This is a genomic window from Nostoc punctiforme PCC 73102 (assembly GCF_000020025.1).
Lineage (GTDB): Bacteria > Cyanobacteriota > Cyanobacteriia > Cyanobacteriales > Nostocaceae > Nostoc > Nostoc punctiforme.
Map to the genome: position 1 here is coordinate 283,727 of NC_010631.1, position 17,893 is coordinate 301,619.

The 17,893-nt window shown below is 41.1% G+C and carries 30 protein-coding genes; 20 read left to right on the top strand and 10 right to left on the bottom strand.

Annotated elements, in window-relative coordinates; genetic code table 11:
• Positions 1-30: 30 nt before the first annotated feature.
• Both NPUN_RS34800 and NPUN_RS34805 read right to left on the bottom strand, forming a co-directional pair.
• The gene (locus tag NPUN_RS34800) at positions 31-1,611 is read right to left on the bottom strand and encodes a coiled-coil domain-containing protein (RefSeq protein WP_012413086.1); all 1,581 of its coding nucleotides are present in this window, start codon (positions 1,609-1,611) and stop codon (positions 31-33) included.
• A 294-nt stretch (positions 1,612-1,905) separates the two neighbouring features.
• Positions 1,906-2,190, bottom strand: a complete 285-nt coding sequence (locus tag NPUN_RS34805) for a hypothetical protein (RefSeq protein WP_012413087.1) — start codon at positions 2,188-2,190, stop codon at positions 1,906-1,908.
• A 208-nt stretch (positions 2,191-2,398) separates the two neighbouring features.
• Here NPUN_RS34805 and NPUN_RS34810 point away from each other — a divergent pair, with 208 nt between their 5' ends.
• The 12 genes from NPUN_RS34810 (at position 2,399) to NPUN_RS34865 (ending at position 6,937) form a co-directional block, all read left to right on the top strand.
• Complete coding sequence (locus NPUN_RS34810; protein WP_012413088.1) at positions 2,399-2,965, top strand: hypothetical protein; 567 nt, start codon at positions 2,399-2,401, stop codon at positions 2,963-2,965.
• Positions 2,966-3,132: 167 nt separating this feature from the next.
• The gene (locus NPUN_RS41275) at positions 3,133-3,672 is read left to right on the top strand and encodes a hypothetical protein (RefSeq protein ID WP_193372290.1); all 540 of its coding nucleotides are present in this window, start codon (positions 3,133-3,135) and stop codon (positions 3,670-3,672) included.
• Between the two features lie 98 nt (positions 3,673-3,770).
• Positions 3,771-3,986 (top strand): hypothetical protein, encoded by a 216-nt coding sequence (locus NPUN_RS34820; protein WP_012413090.1) that lies wholly within the window; start codon positions 3,771-3,773, stop codon positions 3,984-3,986.
• On the top strand, positions 3,983-4,210 hold the full coding sequence (locus NPUN_RS34825) for a hypothetical protein (protein WP_012413091.1): 228 nt from the start codon (positions 3,983-3,985) through the stop codon (positions 4,208-4,210). Before NPUN_RS34820 ends, NPUN_RS34825 begins: the two co-directional genes overlap by 4 nt.
• A 27-nt stretch (positions 4,211-4,237) precedes the next feature.
• The gene (locus tag NPUN_RS34830; protein ID WP_012413092.1) at positions 4,238-4,498 is read left to right on the top strand and encodes a hypothetical protein; all 261 of its coding nucleotides are present in this window, start codon (positions 4,238-4,240) and stop codon (positions 4,496-4,498) included.
• Between the two features lie 14 nt (positions 4,499-4,512).
• Positions 4,513-5,286 (top strand): ERF family protein, encoded by a 774-nt coding sequence (locus NPUN_RS38085; RefSeq protein WP_012413093.1) that lies wholly within the window; start codon positions 4,513-4,515, stop codon positions 5,284-5,286.
• 40 nt (positions 5,287-5,326) lie between these two features.
• A complete protein-coding gene (locus NPUN_RS34845) occupies positions 5,327-5,527 on the top strand; it encodes a hypothetical protein (protein WP_012413094.1) in 201 nt (66 codons plus the stop codon).
• The gene (locus NPUN_RS34850) at positions 5,524-5,868 is read left to right on the top strand and encodes a hypothetical protein (RefSeq protein WP_012413095.1); all 345 of its coding nucleotides are present in this window, start codon (positions 5,524-5,526) and stop codon (positions 5,866-5,868) included. Before NPUN_RS34845 ends, NPUN_RS34850 begins: the two co-directional genes overlap by 4 nt.
• A 14-nt stretch (positions 5,869-5,882) precedes the next feature.
• Positions 5,883-6,089 (top strand): hypothetical protein, encoded by a 207-nt coding sequence (locus NPUN_RS34855; RefSeq protein WP_012413096.1) that lies wholly within the window; start codon positions 5,883-5,885, stop codon positions 6,087-6,089.
• 54 nt (positions 6,090-6,143) lie between these two features.
• Complete coding sequence (locus NPUN_RS34860; RefSeq protein WP_012413097.1) at positions 6,144-6,344, top strand: hypothetical protein; 201 nt, start codon at positions 6,144-6,146, stop codon at positions 6,342-6,344.
• Positions 6,328-6,483: a hypothetical protein gene (locus NPUN_RS42360; protein WP_167315717.1), complete on the top strand. Its 156-nt coding sequence runs from the start codon at positions 6,328-6,330 to the stop codon at positions 6,481-6,483. The genes NPUN_RS34860 and NPUN_RS42360 overlap by 17 nt, the downstream gene beginning before the upstream one ends.
• Positions 6,484-6,532: 49 nt before the next feature.
• Complete coding sequence (locus NPUN_RS34865) at positions 6,533-6,937, top strand: hypothetical protein (RefSeq protein ID WP_041566587.1); 405 nt, start codon at positions 6,533-6,535, stop codon at positions 6,935-6,937.
• A gap of 259 nt (positions 6,938-7,196) precedes the next feature.
• Here the strand turns inward: NPUN_RS34865 and NPUN_RS34870 are convergent, their stop codons facing one another.
• Complete coding sequence (locus NPUN_RS34870) at positions 7,197-7,571, bottom strand: hypothetical protein (RefSeq protein WP_012413098.1); 375 nt, start codon at positions 7,569-7,571, stop codon at positions 7,197-7,199.
• Entirely contained in the window at positions 7,568-7,900 is a 333-nt protein-coding gene (locus tag NPUN_RS34875) for a DUF5674 family protein (protein ID WP_012413099.1), read from the bottom strand. The genes NPUN_RS34870 and NPUN_RS34875 overlap by 4 nt, the downstream gene beginning before the upstream one ends.
• 38 nt (positions 7,901-7,938) lie before the next feature.
• Between NPUN_RS34875 and NPUN_RS34880 the strand changes: the two genes are divergently transcribed.
• From NPUN_RS34880 to hpxZ, 3 genes are all read left to right on the top strand, one after another.
• Positions 7,939-8,154: a hypothetical protein gene (locus NPUN_RS34880; protein ID WP_012413100.1), complete on the top strand. Its 216-nt coding sequence runs from the start codon at positions 7,939-7,941 to the stop codon at positions 8,152-8,154.
• A gap of 10 nt (positions 8,155-8,164) precedes the next feature.
• Entirely contained in the window at positions 8,165-8,476 is a 312-nt protein-coding gene (locus NPUN_RS34885; protein WP_012413101.1) for a hypothetical protein, read from the top strand.
• Positions 8,477-8,905: 429 nt separating this feature from the next.
• Positions 8,906-9,292, top strand: coding sequence for an oxalurate catabolism protein HpxZ (hpxZ, locus tag NPUN_RS34890; protein ID WP_012413102.1), 387 nt, complete (start codon positions 8,906-8,908; stop codon positions 9,290-9,292).
• A 149-nt stretch (positions 9,293-9,441) separates the two neighbouring features.
• On the opposite strand, the gene NPUN_RS34895 is transcribed toward hpxZ, so the two are convergent.
• Positions 9,442-10,782 carry an IS4 family transposase gene (locus NPUN_RS34895; RefSeq protein WP_012407308.1) on the bottom strand — a complete coding sequence of 447 codons (1,341 nt, stop codon included), beginning with the start codon at positions 10,780-10,782 and terminating at the stop codon, positions 9,442-9,444.
• 135 nt (positions 10,783-10,917) lie between these two features.
• Here NPUN_RS34895 and NPUN_RS39750 point away from each other — a divergent pair, with 135 nt between their 5' ends.
• On the top strand, positions 10,918-11,157 hold the full coding sequence (locus tag NPUN_RS39750) for a Mo-dependent nitrogenase C-terminal domain-containing protein (protein WP_083782509.1): 240 nt from the start codon (positions 10,918-10,920) through the stop codon (positions 11,155-11,157).
• A gap of 58 nt (positions 11,158-11,215) precedes the next feature.
• Here NPUN_RS39750 and NPUN_RS34900 read toward each other — a convergent pair whose 3' ends face one another.
• Entirely contained in the window at positions 11,216-12,766 is a 1,551-nt protein-coding gene (locus tag NPUN_RS34900; RefSeq protein ID WP_012413103.1) for an FAD-binding domain-containing protein, read from the bottom strand.
• Between the two features lie 473 nt (positions 12,767-13,239).
• On the opposite strand from NPUN_RS34900, the gene NPUN_RS42365 reads away from it, so the two are divergent.
• Positions 13,240-13,746: a hypothetical protein gene (locus NPUN_RS42365; protein WP_012413104.1), complete on the top strand. Its 507-nt coding sequence runs from the start codon at positions 13,240-13,242 to the stop codon at positions 13,744-13,746.
• A 20-nt stretch (positions 13,747-13,766) separates the two neighbouring features.
• Here NPUN_RS42365 and NPUN_RS34910 read toward each other — a convergent pair whose 3' ends face one another.
• On the bottom strand, positions 13,767-13,955 hold the full coding sequence (locus NPUN_RS34910; protein WP_012413105.1) for a hypothetical protein: 189 nt from the start codon (positions 13,953-13,955) through the stop codon (positions 13,767-13,769).
• A gap of 292 nt (positions 13,956-14,247) precedes the next feature.
• On the opposite strand from NPUN_RS34910, the gene infC reads away from it, so the two are divergent.
• A complete protein-coding gene (infC, locus tag NPUN_RS34915; protein ID WP_272913987.1) occupies positions 14,248-14,715 on the top strand; it encodes a translation initiation factor IF-3 in 468 nt (155 codons plus the stop codon).
• Between the two features lie 78 nt (positions 14,716-14,793).
• On the opposite strand, the gene NPUN_RS44370 is transcribed toward infC, so the two are convergent.
• Positions 14,794-14,928 (bottom strand): hypothetical protein, encoded by a 135-nt coding sequence (locus tag NPUN_RS44370; protein ID WP_272913984.1) that lies wholly within the window; start codon positions 14,926-14,928, stop codon positions 14,794-14,796.
• A 251-nt stretch (positions 14,929-15,179) separates the two neighbouring features.
• Between NPUN_RS44370 and NPUN_RS34920 the strand changes: the two genes are divergently transcribed.
• The gene (locus tag NPUN_RS34920; RefSeq protein ID WP_041566652.1) at positions 15,180-15,584 is read left to right on the top strand and encodes a hypothetical protein; all 405 of its coding nucleotides are present in this window, start codon (positions 15,180-15,182) and stop codon (positions 15,582-15,584) included.
• Between the two features lie 296 nt (positions 15,585-15,880).
• Here NPUN_RS34920 and NPUN_RS43885 read toward each other — a convergent pair whose 3' ends face one another.
• Complete coding sequence (locus NPUN_RS43885) at positions 15,881-16,288, bottom strand: DUF2795 domain-containing protein (protein ID WP_012413108.1); 408 nt, start codon at positions 16,286-16,288, stop codon at positions 15,881-15,883.
• A gap of 177 nt (positions 16,289-16,465) precedes the next feature.
• Complete coding sequence (locus NPUN_RS34935) at positions 16,466-17,485, bottom strand: aldo/keto reductase (RefSeq protein ID WP_012413109.1); 1,020 nt, start codon at positions 17,483-17,485, stop codon at positions 16,466-16,468.
• A gap of 193 nt (positions 17,486-17,678) precedes the next feature.
• Between NPUN_RS34935 and NPUN_RS39760 the strand changes: the two genes are divergently transcribed.
• Positions 17,679-17,852, top strand: a complete 174-nt coding sequence (locus NPUN_RS39760) for a GrpB family protein (protein ID WP_012413110.1) — start codon at positions 17,679-17,681, stop codon at positions 17,850-17,852.
• The last annotated feature ends 41 nt before the right edge of the window (positions 17,853-17,893 follow it).

The window sequence follows — 17,893 nt, forward strand, 5'->3', positions numbered from 1 at the left end:
TTTTTGGCTCTTCTCTTAGCGAGTCTTTATCTACTGGTTTTCGCCCTGCCAAAACCGCAACTCTTCCCTGGAATAGCTTTGAGTCTTTTTCAACTCATTGCGCCAGTGATCCCAGGCGACAACTACTTTGCCCCCTACCTCCTCTACAACTTCGCCCCTCTGCAAATACAGAGTCCGGTACGGGTCAGCATGAGCAACAATAGAACCGATGCTAATTGTCTGAGGTTCAGTGGATGAGTTTTTGAGAGTTTTAATTAACTCTGTTTCCTGGGTAGTAAGTTCTGCCCAGTAATCCGACTTAATTACCTCATACTCTTGCGCCACTGCCCAATAGTCCTGCCACGTACACCCAGGCTTTGCAAGCACTGACCTAATATCACTAACCGCCTGGGGTAACATCGACAACTGCTCGGCACGGTAAGCGATCGCAGTTAGTGTAGGTTCGCTCCCCAAAATTATCGCCGCTGCTTCGAGTGCTTGGGTGTTGTTCATAGCACTGGCGAGATTCTTCAACGCCATGCCCATGAGCCGCAGACATTCTTGGGCATTTTCTTTGGGTGGTTCAATTGCTAGCGATCGCAAATCAATGGTTTTCTCTAGGGCTTGTTTAACTTGCTTGTTCAACGCTTTAGTTGCTTGCTGGGTCATGGTATTTCCCCACTGTTGAGAAGGACGTTCTTCTACGGCGTGTTCTAATTCCTGAATACGAGAAAAGAGTTTTTGATTTTCAATCTCCAGTTTCCTCAGCCCTTGCATCTCGTCCAATTGTTGCTGCAACTGAATATTCTGCTCTTTCTGTTGCTTGTACAGGTTTTGGAGGGATTGGATTTGCTCTTGCACTTGGGCTTCGGCTCTAGTAGCTGCTTCTGTTTGTAGTCCAATTCTCAATTCCTGGGAAAGTCGCTCTAACTCTTGCTGATGCTGTTCTTTAATTTGAGCGATCGCTTCCGTATATTCTGGTGGATAGTTCTGTTCTCTGGGGAATGGGACACTTGCGGCATCTAGATCCCCATTATTGACCAACAACCTCTCACCATCAGCAAAGGTAACAATCTGCTGCCAATGATTTGGTGCGTCTGCTGAGATCACTCCTGATTCCCCATAACGAGGGTGTTCTGGTGATGAAACTGTGACAGAATTACACAATTGCGTTTGGCTTTGTTCGCTTTTTGTAGAGCGTTTAACTGTTGGTGCAACCTCTTGCACCGCTTTGGCGAAGTCTGCGGCGGTGGGAAAGGGTTTTTCTTTGGCTGCGATCGCAACAGCTTGCTCTAACTTATCGGGAGTTTTGACCAGTCGGAGCAAGGAGCGAGTTTGAGAGGGTTTGGTAATATGCGGCCTCAGTTCTTCTGGTAATGTATCAACTACTCGCTTGGCCGCAAATAGATCCTTGACCCGGCGATATCCCCCGTGTTTGGTCAACTCACTTTCGCAATAAGCTTCAAAGCTCTTGTGTCCACCATCTTGGTAATAGCCTTTGTCTCGCATCAGCCGCAGTTCATCAGATGCTTGCCACTCAAAACGGTCGATGGCGGTGAAGGTATCCAGGATACCGTTGTTCAATTTGGTGTAGTCGAGTGCTGATGTTTGTTCGGCTTCTAGTGTCAGCATGGCATTTTACGGTCTACTGATAATAAGGCAAGCAAATGCTTGTCTTGTTTACCTCGCGCTTCAAGTGCGGATAGCAAGTGTGTGAGCAAATGTTATTCGCGTTTGGGCGATTGCCTAAAAAATTAAGTAGCCACATATTCTAGTGGCTACTTAAAATCTAACACCGAGCTAGCTTAAAATCAAGAAAATTATCTAGAATAAAATGGCATACCTTAAAAATGCTTCACCCCCTGTCAAGAGGGGGTGAAGTTTTCATTATTTGAACCAAGTTGTCGATTTGAGATGACATGGCTTTTAACTGACTTTTAAGCTGCTCATTCTCTCTTGCCAGCCCGGTTGTAACTCCCCCAAGACTTTCTTTAAAACTTCTACATCCTCTACTAGCTTGACTATATCCACTACATTGCTGTGGACAATCATCTCGCCTATATAATTCCTCATGTGGTTTTCGATATCTTCCGTAATCGATATACCATCTTCTTTCAATTTTGTTTTGTACTTCTCGTATAACTCGGCATCTATCTTGATACCTAGCTGGGCAATTCGCCCTTGTGTCTCTGGCTTTTTGTTCGCAGGCATATTTTTCTGTTGGTCTTTATCAACAATATACTCTTGATCCAGAATAATCTCTGCAAACCTTATTGTAAGCCAACTTAATCATCTAGATTTTTATCTTGACTAAATCTAGATTGTTTGCTAGATTATATCTAGAAAGCAAAAAGACGACCGCCCCAAGTCTCGCAAACCGTGCGATCGCCTTTTATCCAACTGAATGGAGATCAATATTATGCCTTATACAATACATACACAGCAAGCAATTCCTAGTTCTTCTGTTGATGAGCAAGCCCTAGCCCAAGCAGAACTAAACCACCTTCTCGAAACCCAAGCGCAAGCTGTAGCCCTCACCCAAGACCCTCTCACCAGCAGAGATCGCCGCATCATCGGTGAGATTATCGAAGTTGAACCCGAAACTGTCCGCACTATCTGGATTGAAGGCGGAATCACCGTATGGGTGCAGTTAGTCAGTGGCGGACGGCTACCTTTCGATAGAGACTGGTTCGCCAAAAGAGTTGCAGAGGTGAAAGCAACCCTCCCAGAAACACCCCTGGAGCGCAATGAACGTTTAAGCGAGGAATTGGAAGAAGCTTGCGTCAAGTTCAACTTGTGGCATCCGCAGATTGATTGGTTATCCTTCAGTACTAAACTTTACCGAAATAATCAGCTAGTAGGCTACATCGGTTGCAATCTTGAGGGTTGGTATTCTAGACCCCGCACATACGGCATGAATAGATTCGCCAACAGTGCAGAAGAGGCGATAACGTTTCTGGGAGTCCGAACGGCAGTAGCGGCGTAAGTGGCTGTTGCGAGAAAGGGCGATTGCTCCCCAAGACAAGAGTAATCGCCTCCAAAGCTCAATCGCTGCTTTAGAAATAATAATCATGACATAAAGTACAGCAAGTAACCTCTCACTTGAAGTAGATGAGTGTCAAGAAAATATTCTCCTACCTGCTACAGATGCGGATGCAGAGGTGTAAGGAATCCTTAGTACTGCAAGTAAGAAAAGCGATTACATACCAAGAGAAATGCAATCGCTTCTACAACGAAATTTATGACAATTTAAATCATCATGGCATATCAAATATGATTAGCCCATTTTCTCTTCAACAAGCCGATTGGGATGAATCCCCAGAGAAAATTCTCCTACCTCCAACCGACCCCAACGCAGAGGTGCAAGAGATTTCTGGCTACAAGCTGGTTTACGCTGACGGAGCTTGCCCCAGAAACTATCGAGTGTACAAAGCTCACTCAATGATTGGAGTGATATTTCAATACATCACCCACTGGTCAAATGCGGTGGATAAGATTCGATACGCCAAGCCGATTGATGCAGCAATTGGGCTTGATGACTTCATGAAGGTGGCAGGCTACTTTACAGCTACTACAGAACAACCGCTCACAGAAGAAGAGTTGCTAGATAAGGAATTTGATTCGCTCACGAGTGAGGAGTGGGAAAGGTTAAAGAGATACGTGCCAGAAACTAGAAATTTGGTTGCAGCATAAGGAAACGGGTGGGCAGGACAGACCCACCTGTGTGGCAAGGAGCAAAACTAAATTATCAGTCTATCTGAATAGAACAACACAACTCATCGGATAAACCAATGTCACCTATAGAAATCCTACAAGAATTCAACTCGTGCTACTTGAAGATTCAGGCGATCGCCCAGGATGAAAACTGGCTTTTGTTGATTGCTGATAAAAAGATTGATTCAGAAGCAGCAACTCATGTAGGCGATGTCCTGCATTATTTGGGTGAAGCGATGGGGTGTTTGGAAGAAGTTGTTGAAGTCAAGTTTAATCAGGATGCAGAAGTATGAGACTCTATGCAACGAGTATTCCTGTAACTTTGCCAGATTGGGCAACCGTTATATCGAATGATGCAGGTTTGATTGAGATTGAAATCAATGATGAGTCCCCAAGCTTTCACTCAATTTTAGAAGAATTAGCTACTGAAATTGAGCCAGGAATTATTGGTGTAAAAGCTGGCGATTTATGCCACAGACTCAGCATTGAAATGGTTGATTTTAACGAAGAAAATTGACAACCAAAATTTAGTAAATCCCAAAAAATGAAATTCACAACTGTCTCTGTTAGTTACTCTAGAAAATTCAATCTCGGCGACTATGAATTTCTAGAACTGGGTTGTTCTCTCTGGGCACAAGTCGAAGATGGAGAAGATGCTGATGGAATAACCCAATTCCTCTATCATCAAGCCAAAGCTTCAGTAAAGCAAGCAGCAATACCTGTGCTAAAAGCCTCAGAGTTTCAAATTAATAAGGCTAAATCTAGCAAAAAAGTATCTGGTGATATTAGCGAAAGTGATTGGTAAAGAGGAGCCGGACAATGCAAGAATTAATCAAAGCTTTAATTAAAGCAAAGTCAGAGTTTAATCCCATTCAAAAAGACGGTACTAATCCTCACTACAAGCGCAAATATGCAACACTAGATGCTGTATTAGATGCTGTCACTCCTGCGCTTGGTAAACATGGATTAGTGATAATTCAAACTACTGAAATCTTTGAAGGTAAAACCGTGCTGCGGACTCATATTTTTCATGAATCTGGAGAGAGTATCACCAGCACTTATCCTTTACCTGAAGTTGCTGACTCTCAGAAGTTTGGTGCAGCATTAACTTATGCACGACGATATGCAGTTTGTGCAATTTTATCGGTGACGGCAGATGAAGACAATGATGCTGAAGATGCAACTACTCCTCAAAAGCCTGAACAGCCACAGAATAACATTAGACCCCGCAAAGACAATCAACAGCCAAGAGTTCAGGCACCAAAACAAGCTGTAACTCCACCATCAATCAGCCCAAAAGATTTGCGAGTCAAAGAAATTCGCACACTTTTAAATTATCCGTTGGATTTAGTCAAAGAGTGGTTGCATTCTCGAAATGTTACGAGTCCAAGTGAGCTTGATTCTCTTCAAATTGATGAACTAGTGAAGACTATGTGTTTGGCTTGGGCTGGTAATAAGTTTGGACATTTGAATCATGCTGTTAACTCTTATCAGAAACACGTCGTCGACGCTGTGGCACGAGGTGTAGATGAAACAAGAGCAATCAACGACTGGATGGAAGGAGCGCTTGCACAATTGCCTGAACTGAATTGAATTAATCATATATTCTCATAACACCAATAGGAAAAATATCATGCCGAAAAAGTCTACTTATCCCACTCCTACTGACCAGTCCTCATTGTGCCTACAGTATCTTCGTCGTTGCGGAGGTAGCGCTCGATTATGTACTATCAAATTTAGCCTGGGAGTGATTCAAAGCTTGGTCAATCAAAGAAAAGTGAAAATTACCAATACAGGTGCAGGCTTCTATGTCCAGTTGGAGGATGCAAAGTGAAAATACAGAAAGTAACCTATCAATCATCTTTGCCTTCAAATACTCGTAGTAAATTAGTTCTACGCCGGACTCGAAAAAGATTCAACCCCAGGATTTTGATTGACCGCACCATAGAAACAACTGCAATTATCTCTCTGCTCTTAACTAGCTTTTCAGGAGTAGCGGCAATGGGATGTTGGGGTATAGAGATTATCGAAACAAATGCTAATTCCAACATCACCATCTCTGGTTGGCAGCAGCAGAAAAACATTTGCTTGGGTGCAATGTTGGTTAGTTGCTCTATATTTTTGGGCAGTTCTTTGGTGGGTGCAAGTTTCAGTATTCAACGAGATAAATTTTAGATGAGTTAACGGCAATGAAAGAGTACAAAACCAAACATGGTGGCTACAAAATCGAAACTACTGAATTACCAGATGGTGCTGTAGATGTTCACGTTGGGAAGCAAAGCTTTTTGAAAACAACCTGGGCATCTCCTTCAACTAAAACCTTTAACAATCATACACAAGCTGTTAGTCATGCCAAAAATGCTATTGATAACGGCGAAATCGATTCAGTTTTCTAAGGTTAAAACACACCAATTGAAATCAAATTAACTACTTCAGAGATTCGGGCTATCTTGCAAGGTTGTCAATATACGTTACGGCTTGTAGGGAGTAGTCGAGATTATCGTAAAATTCAATCGTTAGAACACTTTTCTACCTCAAATGATGTGGTGCTAAATGATGCGTTCAATATTTTGGGAGAAATAGTGGACGCAATCGAGCAGGTAGAGCAATTTTCTCAACAAGGAGAATCCAGTCATGGAACAGGAAATTAAAAATGCAATTGGTTTAGGCATTCCTGAACTTGCCATAGAGTCGAAACCAAAACCTGAACCAGAACCAAAACCAACAGTAACGATTTACGACTTCGGCGCTTTGTTATTAAAGCACGAACCACCGAAAAAACAGAGGTAAAGCCGCCCTTCGCGTTGCTAAAGGACGGGGTTTCAGACCAATTTTTCTGATGAACACAAAACAATTGATTCTTAAATCTGCCATTGGAGTTTTCGCATTTTTCACTATTTTGAGTGGCTGTGTTATAGTTTTCGGGCAAAAGAAACCGAACTATTTCAATATCACAATACCTGCAAGCGCAGCGAGGTTGGTTTTCAGTTTCAGCATGATGGGAACTGGATTGACCATGTTTATTGGTAGTCGGATTGAGGCAGCGCAATTTGAAGAATCATTAAAACCCAGACCTGTACCTCCTCCGTGTCAAGGTTGCAGGCATTTCCACGGGGTTGTCTACAATGGTGTGCTTTTCAATTGCACTGTTCATCCCAAAGGCTGGCAAGGTGACAAATGCCCCGATTGGCAAACATTTAAAAAATCTTTAGAGGAGCAAGAAAAGGACATTAACTCTAGATAATCGCTCTCGAAACAAAGAATCGTCCCTGACGCAAGCATTACGGCAGATACATCAGCTAAACTCCAAGATTCAGGAGTTGGAGCAGCAGCATCAAGATTATGTGCATCAGCAACAGAATTTGATTAGTGCGATAGCTGAAATCTGTGTTTCTCCAATACAGGAAATAGAGGCGCTGAGGATTCTCATATATCGGGGAGAGGAGGAGTGTCGGCGGTATTTGCGCTCGGTGGTGGTAAAGCGAAGGAAAATTTTGTAGAGATCAGGCACTCAATGATTCCGGTTCTGTACGTGATATTTCCAAAACTCGCTGTAACCAGTATGAAATTTGAGCAGATGCAGATTGCTTTTGTTCAGCATCAGTCCAGATATCGTCCCAATGGAATAGCCAACGAGTTAGAAGACGAACTAAATCAACTAACTCACAGGCTCGGTCAATATCATCTGCCTTTACCATGTCTGGCACAGTCCACTCAACAAAGTATCTGCTTTCATCAATCAAAGCCAGTATTACATCCGCTGATGAGCCTTGAGTCCACAAAGATTGAATTTGTGACAAGTGTGTAGCTAGACGACGTAAACGTGTAGTCACATCATCTTGCATAAAAATTTGTTGCTTTGGTGTCACTTCGATCATAAATTTACTAGGAACTCGTTAATCAGTTGAGCTACCCTTTCTCTAATATTAGGGTCTAAAAGTTCCATTGAGCGATTTTGCCGGGGACGAAGATTAACCATTGACTCATAAATGATTTTTCCAGTTATTGGCATAAAACTGGCAGCCCAAATATCTTGTTGTCTACTGCCGTCATCTAGCAATTTTTCTTCACAATCAACGTGTAGACCACCACCACCAACCAGCACCCGACGCTCGATATCGACTGCTGTTTTGATGTAGAACTTGTGAGAACGCAGCATAAGTTCAAGTTGCTCCGGGGTAGCACGTTCGCGTAACAGCAAAATCATTTAAATCATAACCTCTATCAGGGAAAGGCATTCTAATTATGGAACGGAATCAAGCACAAGTAATTACTGTAAGTCTGATTAGCACATTAGCGGCCATATCTATCGGGTATTTAGGAGTACAAATTTTTGGCAAGAATGCAATGTACATGATTGCGACAGGAATGTTTGGGCTGGGTACTGGAGGAGCTATCGGTCAGATTTTGGTAGAGAAAAGGCAGCAGCGAGTAGTACAAACACAGTCAAAACAAGGATAGGAGTAATCGTATGGAAACTTCAAAAGTTGTCACCATCCCGAATCACTGGACATTACCCAAATATTCGTTAGGGCAAAGAACCAAGCAGGGGATGATTGTAGGGGTTCAGTATTGTCTATTTGAAAACCTGGTGGTTCCTGAACGAGACGGTTCATGGCGATATGCGATATTAGTTAGCACCGAAGATGAACAGGTGGAATATATTTCGGAAGCTGGGGTTCAATTACCACCCGAAAAAGAATTGCGTTTGGAGATAGAAGGCGAGATTGACTTTTGCCAGCGCAAGATTGAGAACCTGACACAGTATTTAGAGGCGGTGTGAAAAATCGGGCTTTAATAAAAAAAGCCCCAAAAGCCCGCTTTTCTCAAAAATTGACCAAGTGTGCCGCTTTGACTTGTGACATCTCTACTCTTTACCCTGCAAAGATTTAAGGCATTTTTAACCACTCAAAAATCAAGTTGAAAAAGGAAAGCGGCACGGAAAGCGGCATACTAAATCAATTAAAATCGCTGAAAGTATTGCCACTAACGAATTTGAAAGCATGAGTTGTTGTGACACTACCAACACAAGGGTTTTGGAGAAAGCGGCCCAGTGACGCAACGAGATTACAAGGGTTGTGGGCATTGTTAATTGACACGGCACGGTGAGGTTGTGACATCTTATGCCTTGAAGACAATTCGGAACAGGAATGGATCTTAAATTGTTAAAAGAGTGCATAATCAGCCATATCATCCAAAACTGGTAATAACAATGACTACAATAAATGACCCTACTGTTGTAGCTGAAATAACTGATTTGTACCTCTTGTATGAAGAAGCTCTTTGTAATAACAACTTGGAGGTGATGGATAGCTTGTTTTGGGATGCACCAGAAGTAGTGCGATTTGGGATCGCAGAAAACCTCTATGGTGGTGATGAAATTCGCAACTTTCGTCAGAATCGGCCAAATCCAAGAATAGAGCGAGAAATCTCGAATCTTTTAGTTGTAAGCTTTGGAAAAGATGCAGCAACCGTGACTTTAGAATTTTGTCGGATTGTTAATGGTGTAGAACGCTTTGGGCGACAAAGCCAAACTTGGTACAGATTTACCGAAGGATGGAAAGTAGTTTCAGCGCATGTTTCATTATTGCCAGTATAGGAAAAACCCTAACCTGTGTTAATTGATTGGAATATCAATTTTAAGCGTTAGCATAGCCCCTTTTTTCTTACACAAGCGCCAGGCTTTGCTCTCATCTTAATAACAGCAGCCCAAGAAAAAGAGGGGTATTTGTCAATACCGTTGCCAATTTACGAGGGTTCAACACCTGTGGAAAGGGGATGAATACGTCCCAAAGAAGTGAGCTTGGCAAAAATTTGGGCTAGTAAAATAGGCTCAGGCTTTTGAGGAAGTATTTTTAACATTTCATGAACATATCGAAAACCACGGTAATAAGCTTTCAGGTCAATAATGCCAGAACCAGGATTATGTTTACGGAAATCAGCTAGAAGATGATGGGATAAATTGACCATAAAGAATGCAATATTAGCAGCATTAGTCACAGCAGTTTGGCTCAGATTCATAAAATCTTCCAAGCCCCAGAATTGCTTGGCATCCCGAAAATTAAACTCGATTTGGAAACGAAGCTTGTAATAGTCAATAATTCTGTCAGCCGTCAAATCTAAGTCGCTGGAAAATAAAATTACATGGCTACGTATATTGGCTTTAAGATTAGTTTTGACTAAAATAACTACATTGAGAGACTGAGCAAATTCTTTGTGAAGAAGAGTAGCTTGATAAATATCAGTTTGAATTCCATCTTCAATATCACTTTTACACAAATATTTCTCAGGTAGATTACGGTAGTCTAGTTTTTCCCCGTATTTACGACGAGAACGTTTATTCGAGTCAGGATTTTCATAAGGGATGTATAATGCTGAATCATGGCGCAGCTTGGAAATTATGTGCAAGTTAACTTGTCGTACCATCTGCAAGGCATTGTTGTTACCAAAATGACCATCTACTACCAAGTATGTCAAGGGGATAAAGTTAGCTACTAGCTCAAATAGTGAGTTAATCATCTTTTTAATTAACAAGAGTTCAGATGTTAATATCACTTCGGTTTTGTTTTTATTCTTACTGCCTTTCGGTCGTCCCCGTCCACGTTTCTCTTTAGCTTTTACTTTTTTGATTGGCAAGGTGTTATTTATTTGGGCATCACTTTTAATTACCTGTTCTATTCCAATCGGAAATGATTGCCTTCCTTCTACGCTTACTAATGACAATACGAAGAAAGATAAACCATTAATTGGTTTACTAGCCAGGCTAGAAAAAAATCTATCTACTCCGTAAGTTTGCTTCCCCGATTTACTAACTACAACTTCATCTCCTGCAAGCAAATACACATCATTTTTTCGCCACAAATGTTGACGAAAAAACAGCCAAAACAATGTTGCCCAAGGTATTACTGTAGAAAAAAATCTCCCCATTGTCCGATAGCTACCGCCATCACCTGCCCAACGGGCAATTCCCAACATCGTGACTCGACCACTTAGAGCTAACATTGCCAGGATAATTTGGTTCAATTGCCGCATCGTTGTCGCGTTTATCTGCGGTAGCAGGCATTGCAGGAGTGATAAGATATCGGGCATGGGTTGATTGTGGCTTTTGAGTTGTCGTTTGGGAAGACAATAACTCTACTACATCAGCCCTCTCTCTTCACCCTCTGATTTTGGCTAAGGTATTGACCTAAGCAAGACCATTTAAATAACAGCTTATTAAACCAGATACGTTATCAGGTTGAAATATTAGAAGTTCATAATCCCAAGTTAGCCAGACTGTTATGTAAACTAATTCCATCCCATTGTCCTTTTGAAAGAACTGTATCAATTTTAGGGCGGACACTTTTTCACATTCCCCCATTATGTAAAATCAATCCTCTCTATGAACAAATAATTGGTCTTCGTTATAAGTGTTTGTTGTATTTAGTAGATGAATGCGGTGAAGACGCGACAAAGTATTGTTGAATGGTGATTCTATTTAGTAAAAAGAGAGAGGAGCTTGGTTTAAAATCTAGATAATGCTTTACTCCTGCAACTCAGTAAGCTTTTGTTGATATTCTTTGTACTCTTTGTCTTTATGCTGCCAGTATTTATCAACTGTTTCTTTAGCAGCGATCGCACTATCGTATTCATCTCCACCTTGGCTTAATAATCGCTGTTTGGTTTGCTTTCGTAAGTCAGAGACAATTTTGCCATTAACTTTACGCGTTTTTGACCAATCTAGAATCACTTTAGGATAATTACTAGTTTCAATATATTTCTCTTGTTCAATTTCTAGTAAACTGTAGCCGCGCAGTTCTGGTATCCAGTGGTAAATAAATTCTCCTAGTGGGTCTTTTTCGGCAATATTTTTTGATGGATTATAGATCCGAAAAGTATCACTAAGTGGATTAGTTACACCAGCTTGCATTTGCCATTGCCAATTATCAATTGCTAAATCTCCATCGACCAAATAGTTCATGTAGTGTTTAGCTCCGTGATGCCATGAAACCCCACAATTGATAGTTAAAAAAGTGGCGCACATTGCCCTCATGCGAAAATTCATCCAGCCCATTGTTTGAAGTTGCCGCATACTGGCATCAACTAAGGGAAAGCCTGTCATTCCTTGTTGCCAAGCTTGGTACAATTCTTGTTTTGCTCCTGACAATGTTTCTGGGGTATATAATTTGTCAAACTCCCTGTAACGATTAGTGTAAGCAATTTCTGGATGAAAATAGAGTCGCTGTGTAAAACTATCATGCCAGCGCAAACGGTCTCGAAATGCTTTGAGGGAGAATTCTGCCTTGGGTTGAGTTTTTAATTGTTCTGCTAAGGCTTTAGTGCTTTGGTAAACAGTGCGAGTTGAAATAGTCCCAAAAGTCAGGTGTGGTGATAAATGAGATGTTGCCCCAAGCTGTGAGAGCATTGGGCGAGAAAGCTTCCAATGGTATCCGTAATATCTTTTTTTGAGAAATGAGTCCAGTTGAGCTTGTGCTTGTGTTTCACCCCCTGGGAAATAAACTTTTTCTACTGCCCAAAAGCGATGGTATTTCTGTTTAAGTTCTTCAAATGTTAGCTGTGGTAGATTGAGTGTGATTTGAGGCGTATTAATAATTGCTGGTGTTTTATACTGGGATTGTCTTTGATAGGTGTAGTATTCGTTAACCCACTCGTCACGTTGCTCTGCTGATTGCAGAAAGTTGTTTAGTCCAATGTGATAATCAAGATTTAACTGTTTGTAAAAATCAACTATAGTTTTATCCCGGTTGATACCATACTCTACCTGTACATCACGGTTAAAGAAAAGCTTGGGTTTATATCCTCGCTCGGTTAACTGTCTAGTCAACTCTTGCACGATGCCTGTAGAATTACCTTCAAATAAGTACAGCCGACTACTTAACTTTTGCAGATTTGAGTTGAGTTTTTCCAAAGACTCAAACAAGAACCGGACTCTAGCAGTCCCGACATCAGCCCAGGTATAAAACCAAGGGTCAATAATGAAGAATGGCAAAACTCTTGCATCGTTACCAGATGAAGAGGTGACAATTTCGTTATCAGTTAAACGCAAATCTCGACGAAACCATAGAAGGTGCATAAAGGTGCATAGTTTAATTTACCACTACTATAATACATTTGTATTAACAGGTGATTTTGCTGTCGAAGTTGAGTATTTATAGCAGATGTAAACTATCCTGACTGCGCTGACTTTACACAGTGCAACGAACCGAACAAGTAAGTTCTAGTTATAAAACTGCAAGGGTAGCGGATGTAGGGCAATATTTAAAAGTCAAAAGTTTACATCAGGGCAGATGTGCCCTCATTTTTAAGATGGATATCAGGTAAGTGTGCGTTAGAATTGAATGAGTGGCAACTTGACTAATTTGAAGCTAAATTAAAAAATCGAGGGTAAAAGTTGCTCACAGGGCAAAGTTTAATAATTGGGTCATTGATAAGTTATTTATACAGGATTCGTGGTAAGCAATAAAAATACTGTCAAAGAAACTGTATGCAAACGGTATAACCCAGAACTAGCTATGTACAAGATTAATATTTACAAGCTTTAAAAGTATGGCTAAGGTAACAATTTCAATTGCGCTAACTGATACAGAAGTCAAAGCTTTATCGGCAATGCAGATTTCTGAAAATGAGTCATTGAATCATACAGCAACAAGATTGCTCCAGGGAATCCTGGGTCAGACACAACCTGGGCTAGCGTTATCTAATGGTGATGAGATTAAGGAAATAGTTAAACAGGAAGTAAATGCTTTAGCTGTGTTTACACCTGATGGGGAAGACATAAAACAGGTGATTAAGCAAGAGATGGCAGATGCGATCGCTCAGATAAAGGACTTAATAGAAAAGTGTGATGGTGGAGTTGTCCTACCAAAGCAAGAGGCTATCTCTGTTGAGCAGCAAGTCTTACCAGATTATTCAGCAATACGCGAAAATATCCTTTCTAAATTGAAAACAGGTAAGCAGTCAGCAGCCAAGGCAATTGATGCTTTTATTGAGGAACTGGGTGCTGTCAAGGAGCAACAACAGCCAGCAACAATGGAATTAGATGTAGCGAGTTAGGATTTTTGTACTGGCGACTATTAACCAGTCAACTTAATCACACCTTGGCTGACTAAATGTTCAAGCTGAGAATGATGCTGTGTTTGCTCCCGTAGCAACTTGAGTTGCTCGTAAGTGAGAATGTGTAATCCGGGACGAACAACATAACCTTGAATGGTAATGCTTTGTGGTTGCTGGCTATCGGTGCGGTTGTAGGAAATTGAAGGCATATTTACATTATCTAAGTTAGAACTGATTAGTAGAAGAAAGTTTAATTCTTCATTCCCTTACAGCTTCACACAAGTTCCTCTTAAAAGGTGATAATAGGATGAATCAATGCCAAAGCATACAGAAAATTCCTAATAGAAGCGCTCTATGTTATGCAAGTTTTGTAAAAAAGAGGAGCAAAGAGTTAGATTACGATAATTTTATATAACAAAGCAGTTAATAGTCGGCATGGCTAACACTCTATAGATTTGTAATACATGGGAGTCAAAAGTTATCGCAATTCCAAAACAACTAATAAACTCGCAAATCAAGTCACCCCAAGTTTTCTTGATTGACCATGAGAATAATAATCGTGGTTTAACCGATACCAATGAAGCATTACAGCTAGCCGAAAGCCTAGAGTTAGACCTAGTATTAGTGTCTGAAGGAAAAGAGGCTCCAGTTGCAAAGATTCTGAATTATGGCAAGCTTCAGTATCAAAAGAAAAAGCGTCAGGCACAAAGTGCTAGACCAGTAGTAAAAGAAGTTCGGTTTGGTTTGAATATAGGTGTAGCTGATTATAAGTTACGTATTGAACAAGCAGTTGGGTGGTTGAGTAAAGGTGATTCGGTGAAGTTTGCTGTTCGTTTACGAGGTCGAGAACATCAATATCGTGACCAAGCTGGAGAACTACTAGACCGGGTTGTAAGTGATCTGAAGTCTGTAGGTAAAGTTCAATCACTTGATAAGCGTTCACTAATTGCTTTAATCATTCCTGCCTAAATTACTTTTTAAGAGATATCTTAACTCTAGAAGTGCGATCGCTCTATTCATCCTTGTGAAGCGTCGGCGTTAATTAAATTATTGTTGCTGGTTAAACCCAATTTCTGCCGTAAAGGGTAAACTTCGAGCTTTCACACCAAAACCATAGCCAAGAGCTAGACCTGTTATAACCAGAATAAACAGCGTCAGCATTAATCCATTATTAACTGTCATTTGCTGGAAAACACTAATTTTTATACCTTTAGTTTAATCCAGCTCAAACATTCTCCCCGGACTTGGTTGCCAATAACGATGTTTAGCCCACCTGATTGTGATGCTCCCAAAAGGAGTCGCCTTCTTGCGATCGCTGGATCAACTAAAAGCTGATCATATAAATGGTGGCGCAGCCATCACATAAGTTAAGGCAACATATTTTGTTATCAGTATTAAAGTTTAAGGCTAATTACTTTTTTAACAAATTAAGTATGAGTTCAATCACCGGAACAATTACAATTAACGTACAGGCTGACGATAATGGACAGTATGTTTGTGAACTGTTGTCATCTGTTGACCAGCCAAGAGATGAAATTCGTTGCTGCGGGCAAACCAGAGAACACGCTATAGCTATTGCATTAGAGCAGTTGGCCAGTAAATATCGTCAGATTGCCGAAGAGGGCCAAAATAAGGATTGGCTTGCAGTGGAGCGTTCTGAGTCTGGAGAAGCAATACAAAAGCATTATCATGTGATTTTGCATTATGAACGCGTTGGCAGAGCAGAGTCTAAGTTTGAAGCCATGCAGGACACGCTAATGGGAAATACAGTAGTTGAAAATGCCAAAGTTACTTTGATTGAGATTGATGCAAATTTACCAGTCCAGCCTATAGCTTGATGGCATTGAGGCGATAGCTCAAATGTTGATTAACCAATAACTCGAAGTCTATGTCGGCGTAATACGAAACCTACTCCAATTGAGCCTATACTAAAGATTGCCGCGTGCGTTACTCCTCGGCTCTGGATCGGTTGGTTGTTCATGAGCTTTGCCCGATAAATTCTGAATGCAATCTTTAAGAGACATTTTGCCATAGTGCGATGTCTACGATGGGCTGCGCCTACGCTCATTTATTGAATTACCGATTTTCCTCAACTAGTTATTGACTAAGGCTTTAACTGAAATACAGTATCAGGTTAGTTAATCGAGCTTCCCTTCCCGTCATGCACGTTGATTGCATTGTCTACATCAGCTAATGTTTCATATTGTTTGAAAGGCAACCATTTCAAAGCGCGCAGGACTTTCTCATCAACACCTTTCTCTTCAGCATACTTAACCAAGTCTTTTTTACTGAGTGGATAGTTAACTGCAATCAAGTTTTTCTCTAATTGTATTGGGCTAATCTTAGTAATGAATATTTCATCAACTAATTTGACCACATCAGCCAGGGTTTCATATTGTTTTGAAGGCAATTTCTTCAAAACTCGCAGAATTTTTTCGTCAACACCTTTATCTTCAGCATACTTAACCAAGTCTTTCTTGCTAAGGGGGTAGTTAACTTGGTTCAAATTTTTTTGTAGCTGCACTGGATTCAGTTTAGCCATAATAAACCTCCTTATGCTCTGACACTATGGATTCAGTTAGATATTTTAGATATTTGCAATCAGTTATGTTCATCTTTCTTCAATTATTAAACTTCCTCAACGGATCTATGACAAGCAAATAGGGAGCGATCGCACCAAGCTCACTATCTTCATGCGATCCAAGTTATTCGGAGCTTTTTATTGTGGAATGCGTTCAGCCCCGAACTTGCGCTGATGCCAGTAAGGATAGATTGGCGTGATCGCGCTAGCCTCATTGAGTCGATTGACTTCCTCTAATGTTAGCTCCCACTGAGCAGCACCAAGGTTGTCTCGAAGTTGTTGTTCATTCCGCGCTCCGACAATAACGGATGTAATACCAGACTGACGTAACAGCCAGTTGAGCGCAACTTGAGCAACACTGACACCACGGTTATTAGCTACTTCGTGCAGAACTTCCACAATGTCGTATCCCTTTTCCAAGTCACTAACAGTGCCAATATCACCGATCTTTGCTCGTCGCGTCCCCTCCGGTTGGGACTGACCACGACGATACTTACCTGAGAGAAAACCAAAAGCAAGCGGACTCCACACTAAGATACCCACACCTTGATCTAAAGAAAGAGGAATTAGTTCAAATTCCAACTCTCGCGCCACAAGCGAGTAATAAACCTGTTGTGACACATAATGCTCCAAGTTCAAACGCTCTGATACGGACAGCGCTTTCATTAAATGCCAAGCTGAATAATTAGAGCAGCCAATGTAGCGAACTTTGCCACTATGTACAAGTGAATCTAAAGCGCGAAGTGTTTCTTCTAGTGGAGTCAAAGCATCGAAACCATGAACTTGGTAGAGGTCGATGTAATCTGTGTCTAATCGTCTTAGGCTGTCCTCACAGGCTCGAATCAGATGATAACGTGATAGTCCGGTATCATTTACTCCTTGTCCCATACGACCATAAGCCTTAGTTGCAATAATTACATCAGAACGACGCTTTCCGAGAGCTTTACCAAGAATTTCTTCAGAAAGTCCATTCGAGTAAACATCTGCTGTATCAAAGATGTTGACACCTGCATCAAGGCAAATATCAATCAGATGTTGCGCCTCGTCTACCTGAGTCGCCCCAATTTCTTGGAAGAAGTCACTACCACCAAAGGTCATTGTACCGAAACTGAGAACCGAAATCTTGAGACCGGACTTTCCTAAAAATCGCGTTTCCATCGCTGTTACTCCTTGAAGCCGTGCCTATTTGCAGCAGATCAAGTGAGCATTTTCTCACGTAATGGTAAATATGAGGCGAAAAGAAAACTATGTCTTCCAATCAGTTCAATAATTCGATGAGAGTAAAAGTTGTCCCACTTAATCCAACGTGGTCAGTGGACTTTGAGGTGGATCAGAGCAAATTGCATTGGTGATGGGAGAAAATATTATTTCGATTCACCATATTGGTAGTACTGCAATTTTGGGCATTTATGCTAAACCTGTGATTGATTTTTTGATTGAAGTCAAAGATATTCACAAAACTGATGTACAAAGTGCAGCAATGGCAGCAATAGGGTATGAACGAATGGCACTAAGACTCATGTGAAACCTTGTGAGGGCAGGGTGTTGGGTGTTGGGTTCCAGACA